At 67.4% G+C, this 25853-nt stretch carries 28 protein-coding genes; 19 read left to right on the plus strand and 9 right to left on the minus strand.

What is annotated here, in order from left to right:
* Positions 1-67 precede the first annotated feature (67 nt).
* The 6 genes from ACMUOY_RS01780 (at position 68) to ACMUOY_RS01805 (ending at position 6325) form a co-directional block, all read left to right on the plus strand.
* Complete coding sequence (locus tag ACMUOY_RS01780) at positions 68-1198, plus strand: 4Fe-4S binding protein (protein ID WP_413890471.1); 1131 nt, start codon at positions 68-70, stop codon at positions 1196-1198.
* On the plus strand, positions 1195-3222 hold the full coding sequence (locus ACMUOY_RS01785) for a sensor histidine kinase (protein ID WP_413890473.1): 2028 nt from the start codon (positions 1195-1197) through the stop codon (positions 3220-3222). Before ACMUOY_RS01780 ends, ACMUOY_RS01785 begins: the two co-directional genes overlap by 4 nt.
* Positions 3219-3821: a response regulator transcription factor gene (locus ACMUOY_RS01790; RefSeq protein ID WP_413890475.1), complete on the plus strand. Its 603-nt coding sequence runs from the start codon at positions 3219-3221 to the stop codon at positions 3819-3821. The genes ACMUOY_RS01785 and ACMUOY_RS01790 overlap by 4 nt, the downstream gene beginning before the upstream one ends.
* A gap of 136 nt (positions 3822-3957) precedes the next feature.
* Entirely contained in the window at positions 3958-5256 is a 1299-nt protein-coding gene (locus ACMUOY_RS01795) for a Glu/Leu/Phe/Val family dehydrogenase (protein WP_413890477.1), read from the plus strand.
* A 46-nt stretch (positions 5257-5302) separates the two neighbouring features.
* Entirely contained in the window at positions 5303-5896 is a 594-nt protein-coding gene (locus ACMUOY_RS01800; protein ID WP_413890479.1) for an NADPH-dependent FMN reductase, read from the plus strand.
* Between the two features lie 153 nt (positions 5897-6049).
* Complete coding sequence (locus ACMUOY_RS01805; protein WP_413890481.1) at positions 6050-6325, plus strand: YkgJ family cysteine cluster protein; 276 nt, start codon at positions 6050-6052, stop codon at positions 6323-6325.
* Positions 6326-6395: 70 nt separating this feature from the next.
* Here ACMUOY_RS01805 and ACMUOY_RS01810 read toward each other — a convergent pair whose 3' ends face one another.
* The 6 genes from ACMUOY_RS01810 to ACMUOY_RS01835 all read right to left on the minus strand — a co-directional run bounded on the left by ACMUOY_RS01810 (position 6396) and on the right by ACMUOY_RS01835 (position 12650).
* Positions 6396-7850: an aldehyde dehydrogenase gene (locus tag ACMUOY_RS01810; protein WP_413890483.1), complete on the minus strand. Its 1455-nt coding sequence runs from the start codon at positions 7848-7850 to the stop codon at positions 6396-6398.
* A gap of 35 nt (positions 7851-7885) precedes the next feature.
* Positions 7886-8686: an ABC transporter ATP-binding protein gene (locus ACMUOY_RS01815; protein WP_413890485.1), complete on the minus strand. Its 801-nt coding sequence runs from the start codon at positions 8684-8686 to the stop codon at positions 7886-7888.
* Complete coding sequence (locus ACMUOY_RS01820; protein ID WP_413890487.1) at positions 8683-9447, minus strand: ABC transporter ATP-binding protein; 765 nt, start codon at positions 9445-9447, stop codon at positions 8683-8685. The genes ACMUOY_RS01815 and ACMUOY_RS01820 overlap by 4 nt, the downstream gene beginning before the upstream one ends.
* On the minus strand, positions 9440-10420 hold the full coding sequence (locus ACMUOY_RS01825) for a branched-chain amino acid ABC transporter permease (RefSeq protein ID WP_413890489.1): 981 nt from the start codon (positions 10418-10420) through the stop codon (positions 9440-9442). Before ACMUOY_RS01825 ends, ACMUOY_RS01820 begins: the two co-directional genes overlap by 8 nt.
* Positions 10417-11292, minus strand: coding sequence for a branched-chain amino acid ABC transporter permease (locus ACMUOY_RS01830; RefSeq protein WP_413890491.1), 876 nt, complete (start codon positions 11290-11292; stop codon positions 10417-10419). Before ACMUOY_RS01830 ends, ACMUOY_RS01825 begins: the two co-directional genes overlap by 4 nt.
* A 158-nt stretch (positions 11293-11450) precedes the next feature.
* Complete coding sequence (locus tag ACMUOY_RS01835; RefSeq protein ID WP_413890493.1) at positions 11451-12650, minus strand: amino acid ABC transporter substrate-binding protein; 1200 nt, start codon at positions 12648-12650, stop codon at positions 11451-11453.
* Positions 12651-12853: 203 nt separating this feature from the next.
* On the opposite strand from ACMUOY_RS01835, the gene ACMUOY_RS01840 reads away from it, so the two are divergent.
* The 3 genes from ACMUOY_RS01840 to ACMUOY_RS01850 all read left to right on the plus strand — a co-directional run bounded on the left by ACMUOY_RS01840 (position 12854) and on the right by ACMUOY_RS01850 (position 15189).
* Positions 12854-13822 (plus strand): helix-turn-helix domain-containing protein, encoded by a 969-nt coding sequence (locus tag ACMUOY_RS01840; RefSeq protein WP_413890495.1) that lies wholly within the window; start codon positions 12854-12856, stop codon positions 13820-13822.
* 38 nt (positions 13823-13860) lie between these two features.
* The gene (locus ACMUOY_RS01845) at positions 13861-14640 is read left to right on the plus strand and encodes a class II aldolase/adducin family protein (RefSeq protein ID WP_413890497.1); all 780 of its coding nucleotides are present in this window, start codon (positions 13861-13863) and stop codon (positions 14638-14640) included.
* A gap of 114 nt (positions 14641-14754) precedes the next feature.
* Complete coding sequence (locus ACMUOY_RS01850) at positions 14755-15189, plus strand: universal stress protein (protein WP_413890499.1); 435 nt, start codon at positions 14755-14757, stop codon at positions 15187-15189.
* Positions 15190-15210: 21 nt separating this feature from the next.
* Here the strand turns inward: ACMUOY_RS01850 and ACMUOY_RS01855 are convergent, their stop codons facing one another.
* Positions 15211-16467 (minus strand): YbfB/YjiJ family MFS transporter, encoded by a 1257-nt coding sequence (locus ACMUOY_RS01855; RefSeq protein WP_413890501.1) that lies wholly within the window; start codon positions 16465-16467, stop codon positions 15211-15213.
* An 80-nt stretch (positions 16468-16547) separates the two neighbouring features.
* Between ACMUOY_RS01855 and ACMUOY_RS01860 the strand changes: the two genes are divergently transcribed.
* Entirely contained in the window at positions 16548-17651 is a 1104-nt protein-coding gene (locus ACMUOY_RS01860) for an alkene reductase (protein ID WP_413890503.1), read from the plus strand.
* Positions 17652-17661: 10 nt separating this feature from the next.
* On the opposite strand, the gene ACMUOY_RS01865 is transcribed toward ACMUOY_RS01860, so the two are convergent.
* Together ACMUOY_RS01865 and ACMUOY_RS01870 are read right to left on the minus strand one after the other, a co-directional pair.
* Complete coding sequence (locus ACMUOY_RS01865; RefSeq protein WP_413890505.1) at positions 17662-18243, minus strand: hemerythrin domain-containing protein; 582 nt, start codon at positions 18241-18243, stop codon at positions 17662-17664.
* Positions 18244-18331: 88 nt separating this feature from the next.
* Entirely contained in the window at positions 18332-20575 is a 2244-nt protein-coding gene (locus ACMUOY_RS01870) for a heavy metal translocating P-type ATPase (protein WP_413890507.1), read from the minus strand.
* A gap of 223 nt (positions 20576-20798) precedes the next feature.
* Between ACMUOY_RS01870 and ACMUOY_RS01875 the strand changes: the two genes are divergently transcribed.
* From ACMUOY_RS01875 to ACMUOY_RS01915, 9 genes are all read left to right on the plus strand, one after another.
* Positions 20799-20996 (plus strand): heavy-metal-associated domain-containing protein, encoded by a 198-nt coding sequence (locus tag ACMUOY_RS01875; protein WP_413890509.1) that lies wholly within the window; start codon positions 20799-20801, stop codon positions 20994-20996.
* A gap of 22 nt (positions 20997-21018) precedes the next feature.
* Positions 21019-21462: a Cu(I)-responsive transcriptional regulator gene (gene cueR, locus ACMUOY_RS01880; RefSeq protein WP_413890511.1), complete on the plus strand. Its 444-nt coding sequence runs from the start codon at positions 21019-21021 to the stop codon at positions 21460-21462.
* A 22-nt stretch (positions 21463-21484) separates the two neighbouring features.
* Positions 21485-22147 carry a Crp/Fnr family transcriptional regulator gene (locus ACMUOY_RS01885; RefSeq protein WP_413890513.1) on the plus strand — a complete coding sequence of 221 codons (663 nt, stop codon included), beginning with the start codon at positions 21485-21487 and terminating at the stop codon, positions 22145-22147.
* Positions 22148-22243: 96 nt separating this feature from the next.
* Positions 22244-22441, plus strand: a complete 198-nt coding sequence (locus ACMUOY_RS01890; protein WP_413890515.1) for a DUF2892 domain-containing protein — start codon at positions 22244-22246, stop codon at positions 22439-22441.
* Positions 22442-22498: 57 nt separating this feature from the next.
* Positions 22499-23398: a pirin family protein gene (locus ACMUOY_RS01895; RefSeq protein WP_413890517.1), complete on the plus strand. Its 900-nt coding sequence runs from the start codon at positions 22499-22501 to the stop codon at positions 23396-23398.
* 294 nt (positions 23399-23692) lie between these two features.
* A complete protein-coding gene (gene infA, locus ACMUOY_RS01900; protein WP_413890519.1) occupies positions 23693-23950 on the plus strand; it encodes a translation initiation factor IF-1 in 258 nt (85 codons plus the stop codon).
* 160 nt (positions 23951-24110) lie between these two features.
* A complete protein-coding gene (locus ACMUOY_RS01905) occupies positions 24111-24701 on the plus strand; it encodes a Spy/CpxP family protein refolding chaperone (protein WP_413890521.1) in 591 nt (196 codons plus the stop codon).
* Positions 24702-24798: 97 nt separating this feature from the next.
* Positions 24799-25644, plus strand: a complete 846-nt coding sequence (locus ACMUOY_RS01910; protein ID WP_413890523.1) for a DUF2189 domain-containing protein — start codon at positions 24799-24801, stop codon at positions 25642-25644.
* Entirely contained in the window at positions 25641-25853 is a 213-nt protein-coding gene (locus ACMUOY_RS01915; RefSeq protein WP_413890651.1) for a DUF2788 domain-containing protein, read from the plus strand. The genes ACMUOY_RS01910 and ACMUOY_RS01915 overlap by 4 nt, the downstream gene beginning before the upstream one ends.

Genomic DNA, 25853 nt, shown 5'->3' on the forward strand with positions numbered 1-25853 from the left:
ACCGGTTGCACAGCGCCGGTTCCTGCCATCGACAGCAGGAACCGACCGCATTACCATCGACCGGCCCATGAACCGGACCACCCCCGAGCCCCCCACGCTGACCATCCACGCGCAGCGCTGCGCGCACCAGCGGGTTGCCAGCGCCACCTGCCAGGCGTGTGTCGCTGCCTGTCCGCGCCAGGCCTGGCAGCTGCTGGACTCCGGACTCGCCTTTGACGCAGCGCTCTGCGACGGCTGCGGCCTGTGCGTGGCGGCCTGTCCTCACGAGGCCCTGGAGGTTCCCTCCCCGACACCCATCCTCACAACCGACACAGGTCGCGAGTTGTGGCTCGCCTGCGAGCGCGCCGGAATCGTCAAGACCGATGCCGGCTCCAGCTCCGCCGGCCTCACCGCCTGCCTGCATGCGCTCACGCCGGATTGGCTCTTGCAATGGCACCAGCGCCATCGGATCACCCAGGTGCGCCTGGCCAGCGGGGACTGCAACACCTGCGACCGCCGCCCTGCCCAGACCCTTCAGGCCCGCTGGCAACCGGTGGCCGAGCGCCTGGCGCGGGCCGGCCAGCCTGCGCCGGCCCTGACCCGCATCGACGCCCGGCAATGGCAGGCCCGCGCCAGCCGTACCGAGCAGCCCGACCCCCGGCGCCGGCGCTTCCTCGGGCAGCTGTTGCAAGGCCCCGCGCCTCAAGCCCGGGACCGCTCCCAACCGTCCACCCTGGCCCCACTCACCAGCGGCCGGCAGCGCCTGGTGCGCACGCTGGCGGCACCCGGCCCGCGCGGCGGCGCCGCCAGCCCCCTGTGGCAGGTCCGTCTGGATCCCGACCGGTGCACCTGGTGCATGGCCTGCGCCAACCTATGTCCCGAGCGGGCCCTGACCCAGATCGCCGATCCCGACGGACCCGTCGACCGCCTGACCAGCGAGATGGCCCGCTGCACCGGCTGCGGTTTGTGTCTGGACGTCTGCGACAGCCAGGCGCTGTCCCTCGCCGGCCCCGGCCAGCCCCATCCGCCGGCGCAGCAGGTGTTTGAGCTCGTGCGCCAGACCTGTCCGGTCTGTCGGGTGTCCTACCACCGCCAAGCCTCACCCGGCGGCGCCAGCACCGACGAACCCGGCCCCTGCCCGACCTGCCGTCGTGGACGTCCTGCCCGACCGGACCGCCTGGTCCAGACCTCATCGGAGCCTGGAGGCAACGGGGTATGAGCACCGCCCGGCCGCCCGAAGGCGCTCACACCGCAGCCCCTCAGGGCGAAGTGCGCCCCGCGAGCGCCTCGCCAGCTACCCCGGCACAGGCCCCGACGCGGGGTCTGCGCCACTGGCTGACCTCTTCCGTCACGCGCCGGCTGCTGGCCGGACTGCTGATCGCGCTGGCCACCTCGGGCGTCGTGCTCACCGCTTTGGCCCTGTCGATGGGGCAACGCAGCCTGCGCAGCGAGCAGGAGGTCGCCGCCAAACGGCTCGCCACCGTGTTCGAGGCCAGCCTGCACAACGCCATGTTGCGCCGCGACCTGGCGGGCCTGGGGCATATTCTGGAAGCGCTGGGCCAGGCCCCCGGGGTGGCTCGCGCCCGGCTGCTCGATGTGCGCGGCCAGGTGCGTTTTGCCTCCGACCCCGCGCTGCTGGATGAACACCCGAGCGGCGCCCTGGAGGGCCTGTGCCTGCAAGCGGGCTGCAAGTTGCCCGGCCCCCGGTATGACTGGACCGAAACACCCGATGGCGCCGCGCTGCGCGTGGCCTACCCGATCGCCAATCAGGCACGTTGCATCCAGTGCCACCGCAGCCCGGCCGAACGACCGGTCAACGGCGTGTTGCTGGTCGACCTGGAGCCCCTGCCCGCCGGCACCGGCTTGCACACGCACAGCGCGCTGCTGGTGCTGGGTCTGGCAGCCCTCGCCCTGTTTGGCGGGATGACCGCATGGACCCTGCGCAGACAAATCAATCAGCCGCTGCAACAGTTGACCGCGGCTGCCGACCGCATCGCCTGCGGCGACATCAGCGCCCGCGCCGCGATGTCGGGCAACGACGAGTTCGCGCGCCTCGGGCGCCACTTCGACGCCATGGCCGAGCGCATCGACGCCACCGTCGGTTCGCTGCGCGCCCAGCAGGGATTCCTGCAGCAACTGGTGGACGCCATCCCCGACCCGGTGCTCGTCGTGGGCCCGGACTACCGCATCCGCATTGCCAACGCGGCCTACGGCCAGCTCATCGGCCAGGCCCACGCCGACATCGTCCAGGCTTGCTGCCACCAGATGGGTCGCGGCCAGACAGAACCCTGCCCGCCCACGCTGGTCAGCTGCCCGGTCGCCGAACTGCGCAATTCGCCGCACACCTTGCGCACCGTCATGAGCCTGCGCCACCGCGACGGCAGCGAAATACCGGTCGAGATCGAGGCCGCGCCCCTCTCCGCCGGCGGCGAATGGCTCACCGTCGAGGTGCTGCGACCGCTGGAGCGTTCCATCCGTTTCTCGCAGGAGCAGCGCCTGGCCACCATCGGCCTGCTGGCCAACGGCGTGGCCCATGAGATCCACAACCCGCTGGCGTCCATCCGCCTGGCCTTGCAGGCCAGCCTGCGCGGCTTGAACGCGAAAAACATCAGCCATGAGGAGCTGGTCGAATACCTTGAGCTCGTGGACGACCAGATCGACCGCGCTGTGCTGGCCACCGATCGCCTCATGCAGATGAGTCACCCGCCGGGCGACAACCCGGAGCCGGTGTCGCTCGCGGCGGCCATCGACGATGTGCTCGCCCTGCTCGGTGAAGAATGCCGCCAGCGCGGCGTGACCGCGTCGGTTGATGTCAAGCCGCCCGGTGGTCTGGTGCTGGGCGACCGGGCCGAACTGCGGCAGGTGTTCGTCAACCTCGTCCACAATGCCTTGCATGCGATGCCCCAGGGCGGCCGCATTCACATCGCCGCCGAGCCGCTGGACGACCAGCACCTTCGCGTCACCGTGAGCGACACCGGCACCGGAATCGCCCCCGCAGACCTGCCGCGCATCTTCCTGCCCTTCTTCAGCCGGCGCGCCGACGGCCAGCACGGCATGGGTCTCGGCCTGTCCATCTGCAAGAGCCTGGTCGAGCACTTCGGGGGGCAGATCAGCGTCAGCAGCCAAGCCGGTCAGGGCACCACGTTCACACTGCGCCTGCGCAAGGCAGAATCCGCGGCAGACACCCCATCCGGCAACTCACCCGAGCCCCAGCCCGCGCAACCGCCGGCGCCCCCGCCATGACCCCAGAGAAGCCCGCCGACACCCAAAGCACTGTGCTCGTGGTCGAAGACGACCCGGTGCTCAACCGCCTGCTGACCCGCCAGCTCGCCAAGGCCGGCCATGCGGTGGGCAGCGCCGACACCTGGGCCGGCGCCCGCCAGCGCCTGCCGATCTTGCAGCCCGACCTGGTGCTGCTGGACATGAAGCTGCCGGACTCGGCCGATTTCCTGCCCTTGACCGAACTCGCCGCCCGGATGCCGGTGGTGATGCTCACCGCCTATGGCAACGTCACGCAGGCGGTGGAGGCGATGCGCCTGGGCGCTGCAGACTATCTCGTCAAGCCGGTGGATCTGGAAGAGCTGGAACGCGTGGTGCAGCGTGCGCTGGACCGCCGGTACCAGAAAGGCGCGTCGCCCGACGCCAGCCAGGCAGCGCCACCGGACAGCCTGGTGCTCACCGGCGAACCCACGCTGGAAGCCATCGAGCGCGAATACCTGGGTCGCCTGCTGGCCAAGTACGGCGGCAACCGCCGCCAGGTGGCCGAGGCCCTGGGCGTCTCCGAGCGCACCGCCTACCGCATGCTCGAGCGCCACGGCTACCGCAGCGCCGGCGAGCGCTGAAGGACTGGCCCGTCGTCATTGCAGCGACGGATGCCTTATACGTTCTTTGCATACGCCGTCCAATTTCCAGCCTTGGACAAGCCGCGCAGGCCGGTCTAAGCTTGCGTCTCATCGAAAACAACCAAGGAGACCCGCCATGGCCCAGGCCAACCCCCCCGCCACCCACGCCCTTCCGTCCTACCTGCAGGCCGACCATCTCGGCCCTTGGGGTAACTACCTCAAACAGGTCGACCGCGTGACACCCTACCTCGGCCACCTGGCGCGTTGGGTCGAGACACTCAAGCGCCCCAAACGCATCCTGATCGTCGATGTGCCGATCCACATGGACGATGGCAGCGTGTCTCACTTCGAGGGCTACCGGGTGCAGCACAACACCTCGCGCGGACCCGGCAAGGGCGGCGTGCGTTTTCACCAGGATGTGACGCTGTCCGAGGTGATGGCGCTGTCGGCCTGGATGTCGGTCAAGAACGCGGCCGTCAACGTGCCCTACGGCGGCGCCAAGGGCGGCATCCGCGTCGACCCGCGAAAGCTGTCACTGGGCGAGCTTGAACGCGTCACCCGCCGCTACACCAGCGAGATCGGCATCATCATCGGACCCAACAAGGACATTCCGGCGCCGGACGTGAACACCAACGAGCAGACCATGGCCTGGATGATGGACACCTATTCGATGAACGAAGGCGCCACGGCCACCGGCGTGGTGACCGGCAAGCCGGTGATCCTGGGCGGCTCGCTCGGCCGACGCGAGGCCACCGGCCGCGGTGTCTTCACGATCGGCATGGAAGCCGCGCAGCGCATCGGCATGGACATCCGGGGCGCCCGCATCGCGGTGCAGGGTTTTGGCAACGTGGGCGGCATCGCGGCCCGTTTGTTTGCCGAGGCCGGCGCCCGCATCGTCGCCGTGCAGGACCATGGCGGCACCATCTGCCGTGAAGCCGGTCTGGACGTGCCCGCCCTGCTGGAGCACGTCCGCCTCAACGGCAGCGTGGCCGGTTTCGCCGCCGCCGAGACGATGGCCGATGACGCCTTCTGGAGCGTACCCTGCGAGATCCTGATACCCGCGGCACTGGAGAGCCAGATCACGGCTGTCAATGCCGGCCAGATCGCCGCGCGCATGGTGATCGAAGGCGCCAACGGCCCCACCACGCCCGAGGCCGACGACATCCTGCATGAGCGCAATGTGCTGGTGTTGCCGGACGTGATCGCCAACGCCGGCGGCGTCACAGTGAGCTACTTCGAGTGGGTACAGGACTTCTCCAGCTTTTTCTGGAGCGAGGACGAGATCAATGCTCGCCTGGTCCGCATCATGAAAGACGCCTTCGCCGCCATCTGGCAGGTCGCCGAGGAGAACAAAGTGAGCCTGCGCACCGCCACCTTCATCGTCGCCTGCAAGCGCATCCTGCAGGCGCGTGAACTGCGCGGCCTGTACCCGTAATCCTGTCGACGAGAGGGGCTGGACCCTGGGAGGCACAATGCCCCGCATGGTCCCTTCAAACAAACTGCTCGTCCTGGCCGGTAGCACCCGCGCCGGCTCCTGGAACCGAAAGCTCGCCCATGTGGTAGCCGACCTGGCGCGCGCCGCTGGCGCAGAGGTCACCCACATCGAGCTGGCGGACTTCGAACTCCCGATCTACAACGCCGACCTTGAGGCCCGCGGCACCCCCGAGGCCGCCCTCCGGCTGAAGGCGCTGTTCCACGCCCATCCGGCCTGGATCCTCTGCTCGCCGGAATACAACGGCAGCTACACCGCGCTGCTGAAGAACACGATCGACTGGGTCTCCAGCCCGGTCAAGGGACATCCGCAATGGTCCAACGGCACCCTGCCCTTTGAAGGCAAGGTGGTCGGCCTGCTCAGCGCCTCGCCCGGCGCCCTGGGCGGCCTGCGCTCATTGAGCCATCTGGCGCCGCTGCTGTCCTTGCTCCAGTGCTGGGTGGCGCCAAACCAGTTTGCCCTCTCCCGAGCCGCCGAAGCGTTCGACGCCGAGGGCCAGCTCATGAGCGACGCCAGCCGCGGCCGGGTCCGCGCCGTGGTCGAACAGGTGCTGTGGGCCAGCCGGCGGCTGCAGGGCGCCTGAGGGTCAAGCGCACCCGCCATGCGGCTCCAGAGGCTCCTGTCGGAAGAAATATGACAAAATGTCTTCCATCCCAGCGCCAACTGGTCACCTTTCGCTATTGTTTTTGATGTTACGGCGGCTCCTTCCGTACCTTCGCCCTCGGGCCGATTCCGAATGATCTGTCGTCCCGGCTGCGGCGCCTGCTGCATCGCGCCCTCCATCAGTTCGCCCATTCCAGGGAACCCCGGCATGCCCGCCGGCAAGGCAGCCGGCGTACGCTGCGTGCAGCTCGACCCGGCCAACCGCTGCCGCATCTTTGGCCAGCCGCAGCGCCCCAGCGTCTGCGGTCAGCTCATGCCGTCGCAGGAGATGTGCGGCACCAGCACCGCCGAAGCACTGATCTGGCTGACAAAACTGGAGATCGACACCCGGCCCGCCCCGGTGACCTGACACCCGCATGCCCGGATGACAGGGGAAACAGGGGCAGGATGTCCGCGCATCTAACGGACACCCCAGCCACTCAAAACGGGTAATGCCGCGGCGTGGTCTGCACCGTGATCCAGCGCAACTCGGTGAACTCCGCGATGCCGGCCTTGCCGCCGAAGCGGCCGATGCCGCTGCCCTTGACACCGCCGAAGGGCATCTGCGCCTCGTCGTGCACCGTCGGGCCGTTGACATGGCAGATGCCCGAGTCGATGCGCCGCGCCACGTTGAAGGCGCGCGCAATATCCCCGCCGAACACCGCGGCAGACAGGCCGTATTCGTTGTCGTTCGCGCAGGCCACGGCCTCTTCCACGCCGTTCACCCGCACGATGCACTTCACCGGACCAAAGGTTTCCTCGCGGTAGATGCGCATCGCGGGGGTCACATGATCCAGCACGGTCGCGGGCATGAGCGTGCTGTCGGCCTTGCCGCCGCACAACAGTCCGGCGCCCTTGGCCAGCGCGTCGTCTATCAGCGCGTTGCAGTGCTCCACCGTGCTCATGCCGATGACCGAGCCCAGCACCACCGGGTCGGGCTTGCGCGGGTCGCCCAGGGGCAGCGCGCCGGCCTTGGCGGCGAACTTCTTCACGAAATCGTCGGCAATCTTCTGGTCCACGATGATGCGTTCGGTGCTCATGCAGATCTGCCCGCTGTTGGCAAAGCAGCCGAAAGCCGCGCCGTTGACGGCATCCTCGATATTGGCGTCGTCCAGGATCACCATCGGCGCCTTGCCGCCGAGCTCCAGCACCACCGGCTTGAGGTATCTGGCGCAGGTCATGGCGATGATCCGGCCCACCTTCGTCGAGCCGGTGAAGTTGACCCGCCGCACAGCCGGGTGCGCCACCATGGCCTCGACCACGGCGCCCGCGTCCGCCGGCGCATTGGTGAGGTAGTTCACCACGCCGGGCGGGAAGCCCGCGTCCTGAAAGGCTTCAACGATGAGCTGGTGCGTGCGCGGACAGTTCTCGGAGCCCTTGAGGATCACGGTGTTGCCGCAAGCCAGCGGCGTGGCAATCGCGCGCACGCCGAGGATGACCGGCGCGTTCCACGGCGCAATCCCCAGCACCACCCCGGCCGGCTGCCGGATGCCCATCGCCAGGCTGCCCGGCACGTCGGACGGAATCACCTCGCCCGCCACCTGGGTCGTCAGCGACGCGGCCTCGCGGATCATGCCGGCGGCCAGCATCACGTTGAAGCCGGCCCACATGCCGGTGGCCCCGGTCTCGGCGGACACCGCGTCGATGAACTGCGGGGTCTTCGCCTCCAGCGCGTCGGCCGCCTTCAGCAGCAGCGCGCGGCGTGCGCCGGGGCCGGTCTGGCTCCAGGACTTGAAGGCCTCGGCGGCGGCCTCCACCGCCAGCACGGCGTCCGCGGGCGAGGCGGCCGGCGCGCGCGTGGCGACACTGCCGTCGAGCGGGTTGCGGCGCTCGAAAGTCGTGCCGCCTTCGGCCGAAACCTTGAGGCCGTTGATAAGCATGGACAGATCGGACATGGTGAAACTCCTTGGGTGAGAAAAAGATCCTGGGTTCAGGCCGGAAGGGCGGATGAGGCTGTGCGGGAAACCGCGGCCGTCCTGACCGCGGCGTCCACCCCGAGATAGGCTTCACGGATCACCGTCGAGCGTGCCAGCAGCGTGGCCGGGCCACTGGCCACCAGCGTGCCGCGCTCGAGCACATAGCCGCGGTCGGCCACGGCCATTGCCTTCTTGACGTTCTGCTCGACCATCAGCACGGTGGTGCCGGCATCGGCGATGCGCCGGGCCATGCCCAGCAGCTCGGCGACCATCTTCGGTGCCAAACCCAGCGAGGGCTCATCGAGCATCAGCAGGCGCGGCCCGCTCATCATGGCGCGCGCCACCGCCACCATCTGCTGCTCGCCGCCGCTCATGGTGCCCGCCAGTTGATGGGCCCGCTCGCGCAGCTTGGGGAAATCGGCGAACGCCTCTTCCAGCCGCCGGGCGCGCTCGGCTTTGGGCACCAGCCAGCCGCCCAGCTCCAGGTTTTCCGTCACCGTCATCTGTGCAAACAGCTGGCGCCCTTCGGGCACGAGGGCCATGCCGCGCTGGACAATCTCGTTCGTCTGCGTGGGCAGCACCTCGCCGTTGAGCAGCACCTCGCCCTGGCGCGGGATCAGCCCTGCGAGCGCCTTGAGCAGCGTGGTCTTGCCCGCACCATTGGGGCCCAGGATCACGGTGAGGCCGGGCCGGACCTCCAGCGCAAGATCACGCAGCACCAGAAACGGGCCATAACCGGCGCTCAGACCGGTGATCTTCAGATTCGCACGCGGGTCCCCGCCCAGCGTGAAGGGCTGCGGGTCGTACCACATCATGTGGAGCCCCCCCCCGGTTCGGCCATCTCGTCGCCCAGGTAGGCCTCGATCACTTCGGCATTGCGCACGACCTCGGCCGGAGGCCCATCGGCGATCTTGCGTCCCTGGTGCAGCACAATCACGCGCTCCACGTGGCGCAACAAGGTGGTCACGGCGTGCTCGATCCAGACCACCGTCAGGTCGAGCTCGTCGCGCATGCGGCGGATCAGATGCGCCATGGTTTCGACCTCGGCCTCGGTCAGTCCGGCTGCCACCTCGTCGAGCAGGAGCAGTCGCGGTCGCGTGGCCAGCGCCATGCCGATCTCCAGCAACCGCTGCTGCGAGGGCGTCGTCGCGCCGGCCGGCAGGTCCGCCTGGGCCGACAGGCCGATCAGCGCCAGGATGCTGGCCTCATCACGCAGCAGCCAGGGTGCCTTGCGGCGACGGCCCGCAAACTGCAGGCCAAAGTCGATGTTGGCCGCCACGCTCATGTCGGCAAAGACACGGGGCGTCTGGAAGGTGCGCGCCAGGCCGCTGGCGGCAAAATGATGCGGCCCCTTGCCCGTCAGATCCTGTCCATTTGCGATCAACTGGCCCGAAGTCACCGGCGTCACACCCGAGATGGCATTGAAAAATGTCGTCTTGCCCGCACCGTTGGGGCCGATGATGCCGACCAGCTCGCCCGCATGGAAGCGTGCACTCACTGCGTCCACAGCGGTCAGCCCACCGAAGCGCACGGTGACATCGCGGGCGTCAAGCAGGATGGGAAGCGCCTCAGCCACGGGGTTCGTCCTCCCGTGCCAGCAGCAGACGCCAGCGTCTGCGCAGATCGCGGCCCCAGTCGCCAAACGTGGTCCAGCGCAGCGAGGCCAGACCGCCCGGCAGGTACAGCACCGAGAGGATCAGCAGTAAGCCCAGGCTCATCATGTACAGCTGCGGCACCTGAAGGCGCAGGGTTTCGGCCAGCACGCTGAACACAATGGCGGCAATCAGCGGGCCCCACAGCGTCGTCGCCCCGCCGATCAGGGCGATCAGCACCGTCTGAAACCCGATGAAGGGGTTGAACACCGTGTGCGGGTCGATGTAGGTCCAGCGCACGGACATGGCGGCACCCACCGCGCCGGCAAACGCCGCCGTCAGGGCAAAGCCGGCGATTTTCACGAGCCGTGTATTCACCCCCAGGGTCTGGGCGCGCTGCTCGTCCGCGCCGATACCCAGCAACGCCAGGCCAAAGCGATGCCGCCGCACGCCGATGGAAACGGCCACCGCCAGCACCGCCAGGCCAAGGACCGTGAGGTAGATGGTGTCGCGATCGGGAACCACCGTCAACACACGGCCCACGGTGCCCGTTACCTGCTTTTCGAAATAGCTGATGGCATGACGGATCAGCTCGGTCATGCCGAAGGTCAGCACCGCGAAATAGGTCCCACGCAGATGCAGCACGGCCGCCCCCATCACCACCGCGACCACCGTGGCAAGGCCGGCACCCAGGGCAATGGCAGCCCCCCAGCCCAGCGGCTCCAGCACCAGCGCACTGGTGTAGGCGCCAATGCCGAAGAACGCGGACGTCGCCAACGACAGGTAGCGCGAACTGCCGCAGAACAGCGCCCAGCTCGACGACAGCGCGACATACATCAGGCAGGTCAGCACCATCGAGACGACGAATTCGCTGCCGTAGTGCGGCAGGGCCATGGCCCATCCAGTCAGGCCGAACAGGACCAGCAGATCGCGAACGAGCCCTTGTCGGTTGTTCATTTGGCGAAAAGCCCTTTCGGGCGCAACAGCAATACCGCGATGAACACGCTGTACGACAACAAGGCCTTGAGCGAGGGATTGGTGAAATGCATGCCCAGCGCCTCGATGACCCCCAGCAATAACCCGCCCGCGAGCGCCCCGCTCATGCTGCCGAAGCCCCCGAGCGTGATGACGATCAGCGCCGTCACGGTGTAGGGCTCGCCCATTGACGGACTGATCGTGTAGGCCATCGACAGCAGGCACCCGGCCACGCCCGACAGGCCCAAACCGATGCCGAACATCAGCGGGTGCAGCCGCTTCGTGTCGATGCCCACCAGTTGCGCACCCACGGGTGACTGCATCAGTGCCCGCACTCCCTTGCCGAGCAGGGTCATCCTCAGCAGGGCGATCAGGGCGCCGCTGAACACCACCGCCAGACCAAATACCAGCAGCTTGTTGCTGGCGAATTGCATCTCACCCAGCTTCACCGGATCCGTCAGGAAATCGTAGCCGCGCAGATCGCCGCCCCAGACCATTGAGACAAAGTTCTGTACCAAGAACATCAGGCCAAACGACACCATCAGGCCGCGCGCCTCGAAGACGTCCAGGTTGGGCGAGGTCGCCGTCAGGCGACGAAAGCACAGCCAGTGCACCGCCAGGCCGAGCGCCATCAGCAGCCCGAAGGAGACCGGCACCATCCACAGCGGGGACAGCCCGAACGAGGTCTGCACCATCCACGTCAGGTAGGCGCCGACCATCAGGAATTCGCCGTGCGCGATGTTCAGAATGCGCATCAGCCCGTACTGCAGGTTCAGGCCCAGCGCCACCAGTGCGTAGATGCCCCCAGTAATCAGCCCGGAGGCGACGAGTTCGAGCCAGGCGGTGATGGACATGGTGTGAGATACGAAAGAGCCCTGCACGAGGTTCCTGGATGCCATTGCGCCCTTGAGCCAGCCTCAGGAATCCCGCCCGGGGTACAAGCCCCAAGCCAGGCACTCCAGCTCATGGCCGCAACGCCCGGCCTTCAAGGCGACGTTTGGCGAGGGCTTGCCTATTTCCAGGCCGGTTTGGTCGGGTTCAGTTTCGCCGTGGCCAGTTTCTCCGGCCAGACCACTTCAAACTCGCCGTTTTGCCATTGGCTCACCGTTCCCAGCGTGGCAGTGTTCTCGCTGCCCGTGAAACGGATATCGCCGATGATGGTCTTGTGCGTGGTGTCGGCCACGAAATCACGGATGGCCTTGCGGTCCAGGCCATGCTTCGCCACCGCTGCCGTCAGAATCTCCAGCCCCGCCCAGCAGGCGCCGCTGGCCCAGCGATCCGGCTCCTTGCCGCCGAACTTCTTGGTGTGCGCATCGAAATACGCCTTGGCGCCCGGGCTGGTCTTGCTGTTCCACGACCCCATGCCGAGCACGCCTTCGGCGCCGGCCGGCGTCATGACGTTCTTGTAAAGCTGGAAGGCCGTGCCCACCGACGCGTAGAAGAACTTCGGGTTGAATCCGACTTCCTTGGCCTGCTTGCTGGCCAGGATCGTGTCCGGCGGGTAGGTGAAGCCGACAAAGGCGTCCGGGTTCTTGTCCTTCATCGAGCGCAGTACCGGAGACAGGTCCTTCACGCCGCCGGGGTAGCTCTTGTCTTCGACCAGGCTGATCCCCGAACCCTGCAGCGCGACCTTGAATGCCGCGAAGTTCTCCAGGCCAAACAGGTCATCCACATAGATCAGCGCCACGCTCTTGACCTTGTTGGCCTTGAGCATGTCCACCAATGCATCGCACATCGCCTTGGGTTGCTGCAGCAGCAGGAAGAAATAGGGCAGCTTCATCTCGACCAGACGCCGTGACAACGCGGTGGGTGCCAGCAGGGGGTACTGGAAACGGTTCGCCAGCGGCGCCACCGCAAAGTTGGCATTGCTGCCCCAGGGCGGCAGGACCAGATCCACCTTGTCCGAGCCCATGAGCTTCTCGTAGGAACGCACGCAGGTTTCGACGTCGCTTCGGTCGTCCGAACTGATCAGTTCAATCGGCCGCTTGACGCCCTTGACGCTCAAACCGCCCGCAGCATTCTGCTGTTCGGCCCACAGCAGGTAATTCGGCTCCTGACTCACCTGGGCGCCGCCCGTCCAGGGCCCGGTGCGGGCAATCGCATAGCCCACGCGCACCGGCGCGGCCTGCGCCATCAGCCCGGGCGCGATGGACATCGCGCCCACCGTGGCAGCCGCGCCCTTGATCAATTGCCGTCGTGTCGGATGAACCATCTCGTGTCTCCTGGTGTTGCGCCAATGGCGATCTCTGGTGCCCCCATGCTAGGCAGTGCCCTCGCTCGGCGCTGTGTTTCCCGTGCACAGAATGCTTGACTGCGCGCGCACTGCGTTGCGGGTTATCCCTAAATCCATTGATCGGCACGCGGCGCGCGCCACGCCCATAATCCGCCCACAGTCCCCCACGCCACGGAGCCCTCATGACTGCGTCCACGGTCCTCAGCACCGACGATCTCACGCCACGCGACCGCGCGCCGCAGTGGCGCGAATGGGTGTACCGGCATTTCGGCGGACTGGACTCCGACCTCTACGGCGACACCGATTTCGACGGCCACATGGCCTCTTCGCGCGCGGGCGACGTGATCCTGACGCGGCTCGAAGCCAACCGGCACCGCGTGCTGCGCACGCCCCATATGGCGCGCGGCAGTGAAACCGGCTACCTGAAGATCGTGGCGCCCTGGCAGGGCTCGGCCAGTGTGGAGCAGCACAGCCGCCAGGCCGGCGCGCGATCAGGCGGCTGGGTGATCTACGACACCACCGGCAGTTACGCCATCGCCAACCCGGAGCACGTGGAGCACCTGATCGTCATGCTGCCCAAGGAGCAGATGGTCGAACGCGGCGTGAAGCTCGACGAATTGATGGCGCGCCAGGTTGGCGCCGCACGCGGCATTTCGCGCGTGGCGCTGGACACCATGCGCAGCACCTGGCAGGAACTGCCCAACATGAGCGAGGACGCGGCGCGTGGCGCGGGCGAGCTCATCATGCAGCTGGTTCGCCTGTCGCTGCTGGAACTGGCCGGACAGGCCACGGCCGTGACCCAGCGCGAGGCCCTGAAAGACCGCATCCTCACCTACGTGGCCCGCAACCTGCGCGACCCCCTGCTCTCCATCGACCGCATCGCGCAGGCGCTCAACTGCAGCAAACGCCACCTGCACAACGCCTTCGCCGCTGGCGACGAAACCTTGGCCAGCACCATTCTTCGCCAGCGCCTGGACGCCTGCATCCGCGACCTGCGCCACGACGCGCAGGACGCCCGCGCCATCACCGACATCGCCTTGTCCTGGGGCTTCAACAACCTGTCGCACTTCAGCCGGGTGTTCCGCGAGCACACGGGCGTCAGCCCCAGCGAGTACCGCACGGCGTCGCAGATGCGACGGGCCGTCCACTGAAACGCGGGTCTGATGCCCGTTTTGTCCTCGGAGAATCCATGCACATCCCGTCCCTGAAAGACATCGTCAGCCCTGAAGAGTGGGCATTGCGCTGCGACCTCGCGGCCTGCTACCGGCTGGTGGCCCTGTATGGCTGGAGCGATCTGGTCTTCACCCACATCAGCGCCAAGCTGCCCGAGTCGGTCTCCGGCGACGACCATCATTTCCTGATCAACCCCTATGGCCTGATGTTCGACGAGATCACGGCGTCGAGCCTGGTGAAGGTCGACATGGCCTGCAACAAGCTGCACGACACACCCTTCCCGGTCAACCCGGCCGGCTTCGTGATCCACAGCGCGGTGCACGAGGCCCGGCCCGAGGCCGGCTGCGTGCTGCACACCCACACCCGTGCCGGCGTGGCCGTCAGCGCGCAGAAGCACGGCATTCTGCCGATCAGCCAGCAAAGCACCTTCGTGCTGGGCTCGCTGGCCTACCACGACTACGAAGGCGTGGCCTTCCGCGACGACGAAAAACCGCGCCTGCAGGCCGACCTGGGCAGCGCCAACTTCCTGGTCCTGCGCAACCACGGGCTGCTGACCGTGGGCCGCACGATTGCCGACACCTTCCTGAGCATGTTCACGTTCGAGAACACCTGCCGCATCCAGGTCGACGCGCTGGCCGGACAGAACGGCATGGACAGCCTGACGGCGGTCAACCCGGCCATCGTCCAAGGCGTGGCCGAGGCCATGCGGGTGCAGACCGGCGGTCTCGGCGGCGCCTTCGTCTGGCCCTCGCTGATCCGAAAACTGGACCGCACCGACGCCAGCTACAAGACCTGACGCCCCAGAGCAAAGGCCCCACCCGGCCTGTCACTTGACCCAAATCAAGACCGCCGCCGACCATCGGCGCAGAATCCTCCCCATTCAACAGTCCTTGTCGAAAGAGGTATCTCCATGTTCAAGCACATCCTTCTGGCAACCGATGGCTCCGCCAGCGCCGAACACGCCGCCAAGAAGGCCTTGGAACTCGCCCGCGTCCATGGGGCCCATGTCACCGCGGCCTACGTGGTGGACCCGTATCCGTACATTGGCATCGGTGAGGTCAACCCGATGGCCTTCCAGTCCTACATGAGCGCGGCGCAGGAGGCCTCGACCAAGGTCTTCATCGCACTGGGCGACCAGGCCGCCGCCGTGGGCGTGCAGTTCCAGGCCCAACTGGTGGAAAACATGCAGCCCGCGCGTGGCATCGTCGAACTGGCCGATGAACTTGCGGTGGACCTGATCGTCATTGGCTCGCACGGCCGCAGCGGCGTGCAGAAACTGATGCTCGGAAGCGTCGCCGGCAAGGTGGTGGCCTTGTCCACCCGCCCGGTGCTCGTGGTTCGCTGAACCTGACCGCCGGCATCCGGCTCAGTGCGCGGAGTCCGAACGCGCCAGCGGCTTCTGAAGCGCGGCCAGCGCCGCCCCCAGCCACAGGGCACCGGCTGAAAACACCAGCCCGCGGCCCAGTCCGCCCGGACCATCGGCGATCCAGCCCACCAACGTCGGCCCGACGATCTGGCCGCCCGCAAACACGATCGTGAAGGCGCTGATGCCAGCCGGCCACAGTGCCGCGGGCAGGTTGTGGCGCACCAATGCCGTGGTCGACGCCACCACCGACAGAAACACCGCACCGAACAACACGCCGGAGCCCAGCACCACCGGCCATGCCGAGGTCAGGGCCGGAGCGAGGGTGGCGACGCCCAGTAAGGCGTTGAGCGCGGCCAACGCCCCACCGCCGCGCGCACGGTCCAGCAGAGCCGCCCAGATGCGCGACGAGGCCACCACGGCAAGGCCCAGCAATGCATAGAAGAAGGTCACGGCGCCACCGCCGACGCCTTGCTCGCGCAGCAACGCCACTACAAAGGTCATGTACCCGATGTAGCCGACCCCGAACAGGCCGTATCCGGCCAGCGCGAAACCCAGCGGACGCCACCGGAACACCGGTTTCAAGCCTGAAATCGTATGATCCCAGCGTCCAGTGGCCGTTTTATGCTCCTGTTGCTGTAGCAATCTGGCCGAGCGGCCGAGCACGAAGCTGGCCAGCAGGCACACGCCCGCCAGTGCCCACCAGGCCCAGGACCAGCCGTGCGGCACGCCTATCGCGGCTTGCAGCGCCGCGGGCACCAGCAAGGCTGACACCAGAATCCCCCACCCTGTGCCGCTGTAGTACAGCCCGATCAGCAAACCTGCGCGCGAGGGCTCCAGCGCTGCCAGCCGCGCCGCCAGCAACCCGCCGGACACAAACACCAGCGCGCTCGCAAACCCTGCCAGCAGCCGCTGCGCCAGCAAGGGGGCGGCCTCGACAAAAAACCCGCTCAGGCCCATGAACACGCTGGCCGCCAGCGCGCCCCACAGCAACAGTGCCGCCGGCTTGACGCGGCGCAACAGCCGCGGCACCAGCAGGGCGCCGCCCAGGTAGCCCAGCGCGTTCACCGTGTTCATCGCGCCGGCCAACGTGTAGCTCCAGCCCAGGTCGGCGCGCATCGCCGGCAACAGCAGCCCATAGGCAAACCGGGTGATGCCGAGCGACACCGCAGCACCCAGAGAAAGCGCCAGCGCCAGGCCCCGCAGCGACCACGTGCGGTCCGGTCCGGGATCCAGGGAAAGCCGTGTCGAGTCCGTCATGTGACGCCCATTCTGCCGCCTGCACGAAAAAACTGTGTACCCTCAACGTTTCGGTCCCGTTTCGAACCCTGGTCCCCAAGATGTCCGCACTCTTCACCCCATTCACTGCCGGCGCGCTGTCGCTGGCCAACCGCATCGTGATGGCGCCCCTGACGCGCAACCGCGCCCCCGATGCCATCCCCACGCCCCTGATGGCCACCTACTATCGCCAGCGCGCCAGCGCCGGCCTGCTGATCACCGAGGCGGCCGCCATCAGCCCGCAGGGCCAGGGCTATGCCGATGTGCCCGGCTTGTACGGCACCGAGCAGCTCGACGGCTGGAAACGCATCACCGATGCCGTGCATGAGGCCGACGGCAAGATCGTGGTCCAGCTCTGGCACGTCGGGCGCGTCTCCCACACCTCGCTGCAGCCCCACGGGCAGGCGCCGGTCGCGCCCTCGGCGATTCGGGCCAGGACCAAGACCGTGCTGATCACGGACGGTGTGCCCACCTTCACCGACACGTCCGAGCCGCGCGCCCTGGACGCGGGAGAAATCCCCGGCATCGTGCAGGACTACCGCCATGCGGCGCGCAACGCGATTGCGGCCGGCTTCGACGGGGTGGAAATCCATGCCGCGAACGGTTACCTGATCGACCAGTTCCTGAAGACCGGCTCCAACCACCGCAGCGACGACTACGGCGGCAGCATCCCCAACCGGGCCCGCCTGTTGCTGGAAGTCACGCGCGGCGTGGCGGACACCATCGGCGGCGATCGCACCGGCATCCGCCTGTCACCGGTCACGCCCGCCAACGACGTCATCGACGCCCACCCGCAGCCGCTGTTCGAATACGTGGTGCGGCATCTGGCCCCGCTGAACCTGGCCTACCTGCATGTCATCGAGGGCTCCACCGGCGGTCCGCGCGACATCGAGGACCGGCCTTTCGACTACGCAGCCCTGCGCCAGGCGTGGCGCAAAGCCGGCGGCAACGGGGCCTGGATGGTCAACAACGGTTACGACGGCCCGATGGCCGAACAAGCTCTGGAGAACGGCGCCGATCTGGTGGCCTTTGGCAGGCCCTTCATCGCCAATCCGGATCTGGTGCTGCGCCTGCGGCGCGGCGGGCCGTTCAACAAGCCCGACCGCGCCACCTTCTATGGCGGCGGCGAAAAGGGCTACACCGACTACCCGACGCTGGCCGACTGAGCGCAGGCTGCTAGCTGCCCAGGCCGATCGGCGCCGGCGCGCGCATCACGATGCGCGTGAACAGGCGGTCGTAGGCCGGGTCGGGCGGGTATTTGCCGGTCAGCGGATCGCAGTTGGTCTCGAACGCGGCGTCCAGTTCTTTCCAGTCGGCCTCGGTCAGCACTTTCTCTGCCTCGGGCAGGATCACCTCTTCTTCGAGCCGCATGTGCTCAAGGTAGGCGTCGACATACTGTTTGAACGCATCGGTGAACGCCTGCCGTCGCGAGTCGCCCAGCAATTCCCACGACAGCAGCAGGCGCTGCACGTCGCGCACCGACTTCTCGCTGTGCATGTGGTCCCGCTCCAGGCGGTCCACCGTGCCCATCACATGCGGCACCGCCTTCGCGACGCGCGGGAACAGCAGGTTGGACTCTTTCGGATGGTGCAGACGCTCGGGAAACTCGTCGATGTAGAACAGCATCGCGCGCATCACGTCAAAGAAATTCTCGGCGTTGTCGGCCGGACCACGATCCACCATCATCCGCATCGATTGCAACATGGCCGCGAGAGATGCATGCTCGTCCCGGATGATCTGAAGGCTGGTGTGTTTCATGGCGGTCTCCTCAATATCTGGTGCCGAGTGTATTCAGAATGCCTGTCAATCCGCCCAACCGCCATGATTCAGGTCAAGAACTTCGGTTCTAGCCCGCTCCCGGCAGCTGCCGGTCCGCGCACACCGGCGGCCGCCAACGCTTGAGCAGCAAGGCATTGCTCATCACGCTGACCGAACTCAGCGCCATCGCGGCACCAGCGACCACCGGGTTCAGGTAGCCCAGCGCGGCCAGCGGAATGCCGGCCACGTTGTAGGCAAAGGCCCAGAACAGGTTCTGGCGGATCTTGGCCACGGTGCGGTCCGAGATGTCCAGCGCCGCCGCCACCAGCCCCACGTCGCCGCGCATGAGCGTGATGCCCGCCGCGTGCATGGCCACATCGGTCCCGTTGCCCATGGCCAGGCCGACGTCGGCGGCGGCCAGCGCCGGCGCATCGTTCACGCCATCCCCGACCATCGCAACCGTCTTTCCCCCCTGCTTCAGCTTTGCCACCAGCGCGGCCTTGTCGCCGGGCAACACCTCGGCCATCACCTCGCCGTCCTCGGGCCGCAGGCCAAGCCGGCGCGCCATCGCTTCAGCGGCGCCCCGGTTGTCGCCGGAAATCATCATGGGCTTGATGCCCCGCGCACGCAGCGCCGCCAGCGCCGCCTGCGCACCGGGCTTGGGTTCGTCGCCAAAGGCCATCAACGCCCGGAGCACGAGCCCATCCGTGGTGCGTTCGGCCATGGCCGACACCGTCGCGCCCTGCTGCTGCAGTTCGGTGGCGCGCGCGGCCAGCGGCCTCAGCGCCACGCCGAGCTCCTCCATCCAGCGCAGGCTGCCGATCAGGAAGCTGCGCCCGTCGACCTCGCCTTCGCTGCCGCGCCCCGGCACGGCACGCACGTTGTCGGGTGCGCCGAACGTCATTTCTTTGGCTTTCGCGGCCGCCACCACGGCGCGGGCCAGCGGGTGTTCGCTGCCGCTCTGCAGGCTCGCTGCGGCCATCAGAAGCTCAGCCTCATCCGCGCCCTCAACAGGAACCAGCGCCGTCAGGATCGGTCGGCCCAGCGTCAGGGTGCCGGTCTTGTCGAAGGCCACGATGTCCACCTTGTGCGCCAGTTCCAGCGCCTGCGCGTCCTTGATCAGGATGCCGTACTTGGCGGCCACCCCGGTGCCGGCCATGATGGCCGCCGGTGTCGCCAGCCCCAGCGCGCACGGGCACGCAATCACCAGCACGGCCACCGCGTGGATCACCGCCGTCTCGAATGGCGCGCCCGCCCACCACAGCCAGGTCAACAAGGTCACCAGCGACACCACCAGCACCACCGGCACGAACACCGCCGCCACCTGGTCCACCAGGCGTTGGATCGGCGCCTTGGCCGCCTGCGCGTCCTCCACCAGCCGGATGATGCGCGACAACACGGTCTCGCTGCCCACCGCCGTCACCTGCAGCACGACGCGGCCCTCGCCGTTGATCGAGCCACCGGTCAACTTGTCACCTGGCTCGCGCGGCACAGGCAGCGGCTCGCCGGTCAGCATGGACTCGTCCACCTGCGTCTGGCCTTCGAGCAGCGCGCCGTCCACAGGAAAGCGCTCGCCTGGCTTGACGACGATGCGGTCGCCGACCATCACTTCGGCCACTGGCACCTCCATTTCTCCATCCAGGCCGATCAGGTGCGCCACATCGGGCCGCAGCGCATGCAGCGCGCGGATCGCCGTGGTGGTCTGGCGCTTGGCGCGGGCCTCCAGGAACTTGCCCAGCAGCACCAGCGTCACCACCACTGCCGAGCCCTCGAAGTACAGGTGCGGCGAAGTGCCTGGCGCGGCCGTCAGCCAGAGCCACATCGACAGCGCCCAGCCGGCCGTGGTGCCGATCGCCACCAGCAGGTCCATGTTGCCGGTCAGGGCCAGCAGCGCGTGCCAGCCGGCCTTGTAAAAGCGCGCACCCAGGATGAACTGCACCGGCGTGGCCAGCATGAACTGCACCCACGCAGGCAGCATCCAGTGCTGGCCGAACAGGTCGCCGAGCATCGGCAGCACGAGCGGCGCCGACAACACCAGTCCGATGGCCACCGGGGCGAATCCGGCCCAGGGCGAAGCGTCGTCCGCCGCGTCCATCTGCGCCGGCGTGCGCGGCTCGTAGCCGGCATCGCGCACCGCCCGGCGCAGGCGCGCCTCCATCTGCTCGCCCGCGGCGAAGGTGATGCGCGCGGACTCGGTGGCCAGGTTGACGGTGGCCTCCTGCACGCCGGGCACTTTCTTCAGCGCGCGCTCGACCCGGGACGAGCACGAGGCACAGGTCATGCCGCCGATGCCGATATCGATCGAGGGCGAAGTGGTTTCAGGCGTGTTCATGGTGCGAAGCGTAGTCCTTCCCACCATGGCAAGGTCAAGTGCCTGTCAGAGCACTTTCAAAACCATAGCGCATCATGACCATTTCACGATGGGAAGGGCCCAAAAATGCCAAAAATACACCCTTCGCGCCGGCCCCTGACCTCCGTCGACCATTTCACCGCTTGACCTTGCCACCGTGGAAAGGTTCAGACTGTGGCTTTCATTGCAACCAGGAGCATTCCTCATGAACCAGACTTTCACCGTCACCGGTATGACCTGCGGCCACTGCGAGATGGCTGTCAAGCGCGCAATCAAGCAGCTGGACCCGCAAGCCGAAGTTGCCATCGACCGCACCCAGAACCGGGTGCAGGTCGAGTCCGCCCAGCCACGCGAGGCCCTGGCCCACGCAATTGCCGAAGAGGGCTATGCCGTCGCCGCATGAGGCCCGCCGACCGGCGCCGCGGATGGCCCCGCCCGATCTGGAAGGCACCGCATTTCCGGTGAACATCGGCCAGGCCGCTGCGCTGTCCGGCATTTCGGCCAAGATGCTGCGCCACTACGAGTCGCTCGATCTGCTGGGCCGCGTGGCGCGCACCGACAGCGGCTACCGGCAGTACACCGAGGCCGACGTGCACACGCTGCGCTTCATCAAGCGCGCCCGTGACCTGGGCTTTTCCATGGCCGAGATCGCCGAGCTGGTCGACCTGTGGCGCAACCGCCGCCGCGCCAGCGCCAACGTCAAGCGCATCGCCCAGCGCCACGTGGACGAACTGGCTCAGCGCATCGAGTCCATGCAGGCCATGCAGCGCTCGCTGCAGGCCCTGCTGGCCAGCTGCCACGGCGACAGCCGGCCCGACTGCCCGATCCTGGACGACCTGGCAGGCACGCCGGGACCACACTGCCATTGAGCCGCGGCGCTAGACTCGCGCCATGAACGCCGCGCCTCCTCGCTACGCCGACCTGTATCCGGCCCTGGCGCATTGCAGCCCGCATCCCGACGCGCCGGGCAGCGGCATCGCGCCGATCCAGGTGCCCGCCGGCACCGAACTGTTCAGCGAGAACGCGCCTTGCCGGGGCTTTCCGCTGGTCCTTGAAGGCGAGGTCAAGGTTTCGCGCCACTCCGGCGACGGGCGCTCGCTCGAGCTGTACCGGGTGGTGCCCGGCGAGCTGTGCCTCGTCTCCAGCGCCTGCCTGTTCCGCAGCCAACCGCTTTCCGCCAGTGGTGTCGCGACCCGCCCCAGCACGCTGTTGCTGATTCCACCGCCCGTCTTCAACCAGTGGCTGGAGGCGCCCGCCTTCCGCAACGAGGTGCTCGGCCTGTTTGCCGAGCGCATGGCCGACCTGACCGGGCTGATCGACGCAGTGGCCTTCCGCAAGCTGGACCAGCGGTTGGCGGCCGCCCTGCTCGGCCGTGGCCAGGACATCGGCATCACGCACCAGCAGCTTGCCGACGAGCTGGGTACCGTGCGCGAAATCGTCACGCGGTTGCTGCGCCGGTTCGAGCGTGAGGGCTGGGTGGAACTGGCGCGTGAACACATCCACATCATTGACAGTGCGGCCTTGCGCACCATGGCCGCGGCCTTGCAGGCCTGATGCCCGCGCGCCAGGCGGCTGCGTGACTTGTGTCACAGACTGGAGTAGCCTGCCTGCGGTTCAATCCATTCTTCCATTTGCTTGAAGGAGTTTTTCATGACCCAGAACGTCGGCGGCATTGACCGCATCCTGCGCATCGTGGTCGGCCTGGTGCTGATCGGTCTGGCCGCCACCGGCACCGTCGGCTGGTGGGGCTGGCTCGGCGTCGTGCTGCTGGCCACCGGTGCCCTTGGCTGGTGCCCGCCTTACGCCATCTTCGGTTTCAACACCTGCGCGATGAAGAACAAGACCTGACGGGGCAGCGAAACCCGCAGCGCGGCAGGGGCTGTCGCGCTGCGGTGTAATCCGGACATGAACCCGTCCACCGCCCCAGTCACCCAGCCGCGCCGTGTCGAACGGCTCATCACTGGCCAGCTCACGCGCGATGGCGCGGGCGTCAAGCTCACCCGCGTGCTCACCCATGACCTGCAGCAGCGGCTGGACCCCTTCCTGATGCTGGACCACTTCGGCAGCGACGACCCCAAGGACTATGGGGCCGGCTTCCCGGACCACCCGCATCGCGGTTTCGAGACCGTGACCTACATGATCGCTGGGCGCATGCGCCACAAGGACAGTGCCGGCCACGAAGGCCTGCTGCAGAACGGCGGCGTGCAGTGGATGACCGCCGGGCGCGGCCTGGTCCACAGCGAAATGCCCGAGCAGGAAGAAGGTGTGATGGAGGGCTTTCAGCTCTGGCTGAACCTGCCTGGCAAAGACAAACTCTGCGCGCCGTGGTACCGCGACATCCAGAGCGCCGACATCCCCGAGTTCCAGACCGCCGAGGGCGTCACCGTGCGCGTGATCGCCGGAGATAGCGTGGGCCCGCAGGGCCCGGTGGCGGGCTCGATGCGCCGCGCGGCCAGCGCCTGGCCGACCGATCCGCTGTACCTCGATCTTCATTTCCACGCGGGTACCGCCAGCTTCAGCCAGCACCTCGCTGCCGACCACAACGCCTTCATCTACGTTTATCGCGGCACGGTCGAGGTGGGTGACGCCCAAGGCAGGGGCACCCAGGTGCCCCTGCACCGCATGGCCATCCTCGCCAACGAGGGCGACGGCGTGACGCTTCGCGCCAGCGCTGCGGCCCGCGCCGTGCTGATTGCCGGGCGGCCGCTGCGCGAACCGATCGCCCAGTATGGCCCGTTCGTCATGAACACCCGACACGAACTCATGCAGGCGGTGGAGGACTTCCAGGCCGGTCGTTTCGTCTGATCCGGGCCACGGCATAGGGGCGCAGCCCTACTGCAGAGGTCATGCCTCGCTATAATTGTCGGTTGCGTTCACACTTCGCCTTCAACAAGAAGTTTTCATTCTTTCTCGCCTGGACGCCAGGCGCAGCACAGTCCAAAGCCCGGATTGCCCAGTGTGAACCGTGCACCCCAGAAGGTGCCGGATGGTGGGGGCCGTTGCGCCCCGGTCTGCATGGCCGCTGCGAGAGCCGCCCGTGCGCCACGCCCGCTCCGGCATCCCTGGTGTTCGTATTCACAGCTTGCAGGAGTAATGGCGATGGCCAAGGAAGAACTGATTGAGATGAGCGGTCTGGTGAACGAAGTGCTGCCGGACTCGCGTTTTCGCGTCACGCTGGACAACGGTCACCAGCTGATCGCCTACACCGCGGGCAAGATGCGCAAGAACCACATCCGCATCCTCGCCGGTGACAAGGTGTCGCTGGAACTCTCGCCCTACGACCTCACCAAGGGCCGCATCATCTTCCGCCACATCGCGGGTCGCGCACCTTTCGTGCCGACCGCCCGCCGCCCCTGAGCGCAACCCCGTCCGGTCGCCGGCGCCGGACGGACGGGGACATCCCAACTTTACATACTCTTATCGCAGCGCAATGCTTGCGATACATGACCGGCGCACACTGGCTTCCAACCTGATCGACAACTCGTTCCTCAGGCGTCTTCTCAGAAAGGAAGCCCAAATGAAACACGCTTACAAACACCTGTTGATCGCCAGCCTGATCACCGCTTTTGGCGCCACAGCCTACGCGCAAGCGCCGGCTGGCGCGCCCGCACCCGGCCCGGGCGGCCCCGGCATGGGTCGCATGGCACAGGGCGACCCCGCCAAGTTCGAGGCCTATCGCGCCGAACGCCAAGGCAAGGTCATGGCAGCACTGAAGGCCAAGCTGCAGCTGAGTGCCGCTCAGGAAAGCGCCTGGACCACCTTTGCCGCGGCCATGCAACCCCCGGCGCGGATCGCTGCCGATCGCGCACAGTTCCGCGCCGAAATGGAAAAGCTCACCACGCCCGAGCGAATCGACAAGATGCAGGCCTTCAAAGCCCAGCGCAATGCCGAAATGACCAAGCGTGGCGACGCCACCAAGGCCTTCTATGCGGTGCTTTCGTCCGAGCAGAAAAAGACGTTCGACACCGAAACCCTGCACATGATGCGGGCCGGCATGCACGGCGGACGTGGCGGGTACGGCCCGGGCCGGGGACACGGCCCTGGTATGGGCCCAGGTATGGGTATGGGCCCCGGCATGGGCTATGGCCCGGGCCCTGCCAAGAACTGAGCGACCTAGGGCCACGTGCCCCCAGCCCACCGGGCGGCCGGGAACTTGATGCAGATCAAGTACCCGGCGGGTTGGCGCCGCTAAGCTCCGCGGTGCCGTGCCCCATCCCACCCCACCCCCAACATCCTTGTCGCTGGCCTTGCCCGCTGTTCGCGAGATCGCTTTCGGCCAGCCCCTTCATTGGCTGGCCCTGGCGTGGCGAGACATAGCGCGCTGTGGCTGGCTGAGCTTTGCCCACGGCGCCGTTCTGGCCCTGTTCGGCGCTGCACTGGTTCTGATCGCCCGCGACCGGTTCTGGTTGCTGGCCGGCGCATTCTCGGGGTTTCTGGTGATCGCGCCTGTGCTGGCCACCAGTCTGTATGCCATGAGCCGCGCGCTGGAACGCAACGAGCCTGTCGGCGTCGCGTTGCTGGTGCGCACCTGGACCAGCTGGCAGCACGCCCGGCGCAGCGAAGCCGGCGGCTACTGGTGTCTGGTGCGTTTCGGCATCCTTTTGGCCCTGGCCGGGACCGGATGGGTGCTGACCTCGGCCGCGCTGATCACGCTGCTGGCGCCGCAGCCCATCCAGGGCCCCATGGACTTCATCCGGTACGTGGTGCTTGCGCCCCACAGCTACCTGTTCGAGCTCTGGCTTGCCATGGGAGGGGTCATGGCCGCACCCATGTTCGCCTCCAGCGTGGTGGCCATGCCACTGCTGCTGGACCGCCGCGCCAACATGATGCAGGCTGTGTTGACCAGCTGGCAGGCGGTGCTCGTCAATCCCGCGCCGATGGCCCTTTGGGCGGCGCTGATCATGGGATTCACCCTGCTCGGACTGGGCTCGCTGCTGATCGGCCTGGTCTTCGTCATCCCCATGCTCGGGCATGCCAGCTGGCATGCCTACCGCGATCTGGTCGACGCCTCGTCGCTGCCCGAACGCCTTGCGCCCGGGGAGACGGCCTGATGTTCGGCTTCACGGAAGAGCAGATCGCCGCCTTCGGCCTGAGTTTCGGCGTGGGAGCGTTCATGCTCTACATGCTGTTCATCATCGCGCAGCTGGCCTGGGAGTCCAAGGCCGGCAAGTTCGGCACCTTCGTGCTCTTCCTGGGGCTGGCATTCGGCATGGTCGGCTTCGTCGCCAAATACATCATCCAGTGGTACATGGAGAAATAG

The organism is Candidatus Skiveiella danica, from assembly GCF_022705245.1.
In the GTDB taxonomy this organism is placed as follows: domain Bacteria; phylum Pseudomonadota; class Gammaproteobacteria; order Burkholderiales; family Burkholderiaceae_C; genus Skiveiella; species Skiveiella danica.

Coding starts and splice junctions, on each gene's coding strand:
- ACMUOY_RS01780 (WP_413890471.1), top strand. CDS start 68: ATGAACCGGACCACCCCCGAGCCCCCCACGCTGACCATCCACGCGCAG.
- ACMUOY_RS01785 (WP_413890473.1), top strand. CDS start 1,195: ATGAGCACCGCCCGGCCGCCCGAAGGCGCTCACACCGCAGCCCCTCAG.
- ACMUOY_RS01790 (WP_413890475.1), top strand. CDS start 3,219: ATGACCCCAGAGAAGCCCGCCGACACCCAAAGCACTGTGCTCGTGGTC.
- ACMUOY_RS01795 (WP_413890477.1), top strand. CDS start 3,958: ATGGCCCAGGCCAACCCCCCCGCCACCCACGCCCTTCCGTCCTACCTG.
- ACMUOY_RS01800 (WP_413890479.1), top strand. CDS start 5,303: ATGGTCCCTTCAAACAAACTGCTCGTCCTGGCCGGTAGCACCCGCGCC.
- ACMUOY_RS01805 (WP_413890481.1), top strand. CDS start 6,050: ATGATCTGTCGTCCCGGCTGCGGCGCCTGCTGCATCGCGCCCTCCATC.
- ACMUOY_RS01810 (WP_413890483.1), bottom strand. CDS start 7,850: ATGTCCGATCTGTCCATGCTTATCAACGGCCTCAAGGTTTCGGCCGAA.
- ACMUOY_RS01815 (WP_413890485.1), bottom strand. CDS start 8,686: ATGATGTGGTACGACCCGCAGCCCTTCACGCTGGGCGGGGACCCGCGT.
- ACMUOY_RS01825 (WP_413890489.1), bottom strand. CDS start 10,420: ATGAACAACCGACAAGGGCTCGTTCGCGATCTGCTGGTCCTGTTCGGC.
- ACMUOY_RS01830 (WP_413890491.1), bottom strand. CDS start 11,292: ATGTCCATCACCGCCTGGCTCGAACTCGTCGCCTCCGGGCTGATTACT.
- ACMUOY_RS01835 (WP_413890493.1), bottom strand. CDS start 12,650: ATGGTTCATCCGACACGACGGCAATTGATCAAGGGCGCGGCTGCCACG.
- ACMUOY_RS01840 (WP_413890495.1), top strand. CDS start 12,854: ATGACTGCGTCCACGGTCCTCAGCACCGACGATCTCACGCCACGCGAC.
- ACMUOY_RS01845 (WP_413890497.1), top strand. CDS start 13,861: ATGCACATCCCGTCCCTGAAAGACATCGTCAGCCCTGAAGAGTGGGCA.
- ACMUOY_RS01850 (WP_413890499.1), top strand. CDS start 14,755: ATGTTCAAGCACATCCTTCTGGCAACCGATGGCTCCGCCAGCGCCGAA.
- ACMUOY_RS01855 (WP_413890501.1), bottom strand. CDS start 16,467: ATGACGGACTCGACACGGCTTTCCCTGGATCCCGGACCGGACCGCACG.
- ACMUOY_RS01860 (WP_413890503.1), top strand. CDS start 16,548: ATGTCCGCACTCTTCACCCCATTCACTGCCGGCGCGCTGTCGCTGGCC.
- ACMUOY_RS01865 (WP_413890505.1), bottom strand. CDS start 18,243: ATGAAACACACCAGCCTTCAGATCATCCGGGACGAGCATGCATCTCTC.
- ACMUOY_RS01870 (WP_413890507.1), bottom strand. CDS start 20,575: ATGAACACGCCTGAAACCACTTCGCCCTCGATCGATATCGGCATCGGC.
- ACMUOY_RS01875 (WP_413890509.1), top strand. CDS start 20,799: ATGAACCAGACTTTCACCGTCACCGGTATGACCTGCGGCCACTGCGAG.
- cueR (WP_413890511.1), top strand. CDS start 21,019: ATGGCCCCGCCCGATCTGGAAGGCACCGCATTTCCGGTGAACATCGGC.
- ACMUOY_RS01885 (WP_413890513.1), top strand. CDS start 21,485: ATGAACGCCGCGCCTCCTCGCTACGCCGACCTGTATCCGGCCCTGGCG.
- ACMUOY_RS01890 (WP_413890515.1), top strand. CDS start 22,244: ATGACCCAGAACGTCGGCGGCATTGACCGCATCCTGCGCATCGTGGTC.
- ACMUOY_RS01895 (WP_413890517.1), top strand. CDS start 22,499: ATGAACCCGTCCACCGCCCCAGTCACCCAGCCGCGCCGTGTCGAACGG.
- infA (WP_413890519.1), top strand. CDS start 23,693: ATGGCCAAGGAAGAACTGATTGAGATGAGCGGTCTGGTGAACGAAGTG.
- ACMUOY_RS01905 (WP_413890521.1), top strand. CDS start 24,111: ATGAAACACGCTTACAAACACCTGTTGATCGCCAGCCTGATCACCGCT.